The sequence below is a fragment of the Herbaspirillum sp. B65 genome, from assembly GCF_000333555.1.
In the GTDB taxonomy this organism is placed as follows: Bacteria; Pseudomonadota; Gammaproteobacteria; order Burkholderiales; family Burkholderiaceae_D; genus Herbaspirillum; species Herbaspirillum rubrisubalbicans.
In genome coordinates this window covers 1-4381 of sequence record NZ_BADI01000912.1, presented here as the reverse complement: position 1 = coordinate 4381, position 4381 = coordinate 1, and the positions used below count along the sequence as shown (strand labels likewise).

Below are 4381 nucleotides of genomic sequence, written 5' to 3'. Positions count from 1 at the left end.
CTGGCGGTGACCAATTCGCCCACCGACGTGTCGCGCCTGCAGGTCGGGCAGGTGCTGCCGGGGGGCGGCACGGCGACCATTCCAGATAGCTTCTTCTATGATGGCGGCAGCCTGGGCGGCTTGTTGCGCTATCGTACCGAGACCCTGGACCCGACCCAGAATGCCTTGGGACGCATCGCCATTGCCATGGGTACGGCCTTCAACCAGCAGCAGCAACTGGGCCTGGACCAGAATGGCAATCCCGGCACCAACATGTTCAACATCAGTTCGCCCAACCTGATCGGCTATCCGACCAATACCGGCACGACTGACCTGAAGGCCGTCATTACCGATCCGTCTTCGCTGTCCACCAGCGACTACACGTTGACCTACGACGGCACCAACTACACCTTCACGCGCCTGTCGGACAATACCAAGACCGTCAAGGCGGCCACCGACTTCCCGGTAACGCTCGATGGCGTGACCTATTCCAATGGCGCGGCAGCGCCGGGTCCGTTCGCGCCCAGCATCCCCAGCGGCAACATCTACAAGATCCAGCCGACCGCCAATGGCGCTGCGGCTTTCTCGCTGGCCCTGAACAATACCCAGTTGCTGGCTTCGGCCGCGCCGATCTCCACCGCGGCCAATGCCACCAACAACGTCAATGCCAGTATGCCGGCCACCAACACCGGCAACGCCATCATTTCCAATACGGCGCTGGATTCGACCAAGTTCCAGCAGGGCTCCTCGGTGTCCTTCACCGCGTCGGTAAGCGGATCGCAGGTGCAGCTGTCGGCGGCCTGGACCGGAGCTGCTCCGGTGCCGACGGTCACCTATACCAATCCAGATGGCTCCACCGGCACTGCCAGTGGCGGCGCGGCCTTCAATTACACGCCGGGCATGACCATCAGCAGTGGCGGCGTGAGCTTCACACTGACCGGCACGCCCGGCACCACGGCACCGGACAAGTTCAACTTTGCCCCCGTGGCCGCCAACAAGGGGACGGCCACCATCAGTGCCGGCTCGGTCACGCCCGCCTACCTGACCACCACCACGCCGCTGACCAAGCCGACCACGTTGACCTTCAACAACACGGCCTCGCCCCCGGTGTTCAACATCTCGCCGGCGGTGCCGGCCGGTGGCGGCACCATCACGCACAAGGATGGCACCACCACCGCCATCGCCGGTGGTGCCAGCACCTTGTCCTATACCGCAGGCGACACCTACGAGATCAGTGGCGTCAAGTTCCAGATCTCCAGCCAGCCCGCCAATGGTGACCAGTTCACCATCGCCGCCAATACCAACGCCACTTCGGACAACCGCAACATGTTGGCCATGGCCAACCTGCAGACGGCCAATACCATCAATGGCACCAGCTTCCAAGGTTCTTACTCGCAGCTGGTGGCCACCATCGGTAACAAGACCAATGAGATCAACGTCACCAACACTGCCGAGAAGACACGGCTGACGGCGATCCAGAACCAGCAGCAGTCTGACTCCGGGGTCAACCAGGATGAAGAACTGGCCCACATGATCCGCAACCAGCAGCAATACCAGGCGGCCGCCAAGATCATCCAGGCCGCCAGCGACATGATCAATGCGCTGCTCAGCCTGGGTAGTTAATCAGTTAAAGGAAGACGACCATGCGTATTAGCACCCAGATGCTCTACCAATCGAGCAACAATGACATGACCTCGATGCAGAGCCAGATCCTCAAGCTGACCCAGCAGGTGACGGCGCAGCAGAAGGTGTTGCTGCCCTCGGACGATCCGGTGGCTGCCGCGCGCGCCCTGGACATGGTGCAGACCTCGGCTCTGAACGACCAGTACAAGACCAATCGCCAGAATGCCAACAGTGCCTTGGCGACCGTGCAGGGGACCCTGGACAGCTTGACCAACATGCTGACCAAGTTGAAGTCCAACGTGATCACCGCCGGCAATGCCTCGTATTCCAATGCCGAGCGCATCAACATGGCCGCCGAGATCAAGGGCAACCTCAATGAAGTGATGGGCTATGCCAATGCCCAGGACGGGCAGGGCAACTACATCTTCGCCGGTTTCAAGAGCTCCACCCAGCCCTTTACGCTGGATGGCACCGGTGGCGTGGTCTACAACGGTGACCAGGGCGCCATGACGCTGCAGGTGGACTCGACCCGTCAGATGGATATCAGCGCTTCCGGCCAGGCCATCTTCCAGGGCAATGGTCAGGATATCTTCAAGACCATGACCAACCTGATCAACGTGCTGTCGGTGCCGGTGACCGAAGCGGCCAACAATGCCGACACTGCTGCAGCCAATGCCTTCGTCTATCCCGCAGGCAGCGGCCAGACCCCGATTGCCGCCTACAAGACGGCCCAGGCTGCACTGGACGCCTTGAAGCCGGACGATCCGACCTACCAGGCCCAGTTCACGGCCACGGCCGCGCTCAAGCTGCAATCCGATGCCGCCGATGCCGCGCGTACCCCGGTGGTAGGCAGCCAGGCAGCTCTGTCGCGCAGCCTGGCCCAGTTCAATACCCAGATCGATTCGATTTCCAGCAGCGTCTCTACGGTCAAGGCGTCCATCGGTGCACGCCAGAACGAGCTGGATAACCTCGATGCCGCCGGTCTGGTCAACAATGAAAACTACACCCAGACCATCAACAACCTGCTGGGCCGTAATCTCTCCGATACCAGTGAGCTCATCAGCGACCTGACCTGAAAGCAGACCTATCTGTCGGCAGCACAAAAGGTGTTCGTCACCACCAGCGGCCTGACCCTGCTCAATTATCTGAAGTAATCCGGTCGATGACTGCTGCCCTGGCGGCAGCAGCGCTACCCGACGCAGAAACCAAAAGGCGAACCCGCGGGTTCGCCTTTTTGTTCAGCAGCGCCATGGCGCGCAAGGCGGCTTGCTGCTCAAGGCTTGGGCAAGGCATTGACCGGCGGTACGCTGCCCAGCAGGCGGACCATTTCTATGCCATCGGCCAGGAAGCGTTGCAGGGGCGTGAGCATATAAGGCAGGGTAAAGGCGATCAGGACGAAGCCGGCCAGCATGGTGATCGAAAAACCGATTCCGAACAGGTTCAACTGGGGCGCCGCACGCGTGAGGATACCCAGGGCGAAGTTGGTGATGAGCAGGGCGATCAGCAAGGGCAGCGACAACTGCACCCCCATGCTGAAGATCTTGGTGCCCCACAGGCCGAGCTGGTGGAAGCCTTCGGTGGTGACAGGAACGCCGGTGATGGGCAGGGTATGGAAGCTCTCGGCCATCACCTGCAGCAACATCAGGTGGCCGTTCAGACTCAGGAAGACCATGGTAGCCAGCAGCGAAAAGACCTGGCTGATGGCCGCCGTGCGCCCCTGGGTCTGGGGGTCGAAGAAGGCGGCAAACGACAGGCCCATGGTGGAACTGGTCAATTCACCGGCAGCTTCCACGGCGGCAAACACTACGCGCATGGCAAAGCCCATGGACAGGCCGATCAACAACTGCTGCAGCAGGATCAACAAGCCCGTCATCGACATCGGATCGATCGCCGGTGGCACCGGCACGTCCGGTGCCAGCACCGCACCGATGGCAATGCCCAGCAAGACCTTCACCAGCATCGGAACGCTGGCGCTACCGAAGGGAGGGGCAATGGACAGCAGCCCGAGAATGCGGGTGGTCGGCCAGATGAACATGGCGACCCAAGCGTAGAGCTGCTGGCTGGAGAAGGTGAGCATGAATCGAAAAGCCGCCGGGCGAAACGCCCCGCGTGCGGCTTACTGGACCATGGCGGGGATGCCGCTGAACATGGTACGCATGTAGTCGAGGATGATGGTCAGCATCCACGGCCCGGCGATGATCAGGGCCAGGAACACGCCCACCAGCTTGGGGATGAAGGCCAGGGTCTGTTCATTGATCTGGGTCGCGGCCTGGAAGATGCTCACCACCAGCCCGATGAGCAGGGCTGTGATCAACATGGGAGCGGCGATCAGGAGAGTAACTTCCATGGCCTGGCGGCCCATGGTCATGACGCTTTCGGGAGTCATAGCGGGTCCTTGCCTTTGACTAGTAGAAACTCTGGGCCAGGGAGCCGATGAGCAACTGCCATCCATCCACCAGCACGAAGAGCATCAGCTTGAAGGGGAGCGAGACAATGGCCGGAGACATCATCATCATGCCCATGGACATCAGGATACTGGCCACCACCATGTCGATGATGAGGAAGGGGATGAAGATGGCAAAGCCGATCTGGAAAGAAGTCTTCAGTTCGCTGGTGACGAAGGCCGGTACCAGCAGGCGCAAAGGCACGTCCTCCGGGCCTTGCAGGGCGGGGCCGTGAGACAGCTTCACATACAGTGCCAGGTCCGACTGGCGCGTCTGCTTGAGCATGAATTCCTTGAGCGGTGCTGCGCCCCTGGTCCAGCGCTTCCATCATCTGG

At 61.2% G+C, this 4381-nt stretch carries 4 protein-coding genes and 1 pseudogene; 2 read left to right on the top strand and 3 right to left on the bottom strand.

Annotation, left to right across the window (positions count from 1 at the left end):
- The coding region (locus I5W_RS21505) for a FlgK family flagellar hook-associated protein (protein WP_044530763.1) at positions 1 to 1602 on the top strand (1602 nt) is incomplete at its 5' end.
- A 20-nt stretch (positions 1603 to 1622) separates the two neighbouring features.
- The gene (gene flgL, locus I5W_RS29150) at positions 1623 to 2678 is read left to right on the top strand and encodes a flagellar hook-associated protein FlgL (RefSeq protein WP_252717164.1); all 1056 of its coding nucleotides are present in this window, start codon (positions 1623 to 1625) and stop codon (positions 2676 to 2678) included.
- 197 nt (positions 2679 to 2875) lie between these two features.
- On the opposite strand, the gene fliR is transcribed toward flgL, so the two are convergent.
- The 3 genes and pseudogenes from fliR to fliP all read right to left on the bottom strand — a co-directional run.
- Positions 2876 to 3679: a flagellar biosynthetic protein FliR gene (gene fliR / locus I5W_RS21495; RefSeq protein ID WP_044530762.1), complete on the bottom strand. Its 804-nt coding sequence runs from the start codon at positions 3677 to 3679 to the stop codon at positions 2876 to 2878.
- A 39-nt stretch (positions 3680 to 3718) separates the two neighbouring features.
- Positions 3719 to 3988 carry a flagellar biosynthesis protein FliQ gene (gene fliQ, locus I5W_RS21490; protein ID WP_017450940.1) on the bottom strand — a complete coding sequence of 90 codons (270 nt, stop codon included), beginning with the start codon at positions 3986 to 3988 and terminating at the stop codon, positions 3719 to 3721.
- 19 nt (positions 3989 to 4007) lie between these two features.
- Positions 4008 to 4381: pseudogene (gene fliP / locus I5W_RS21485) on the bottom strand (flagellar type III secretion system pore protein FliP); the annotation flags it as partial.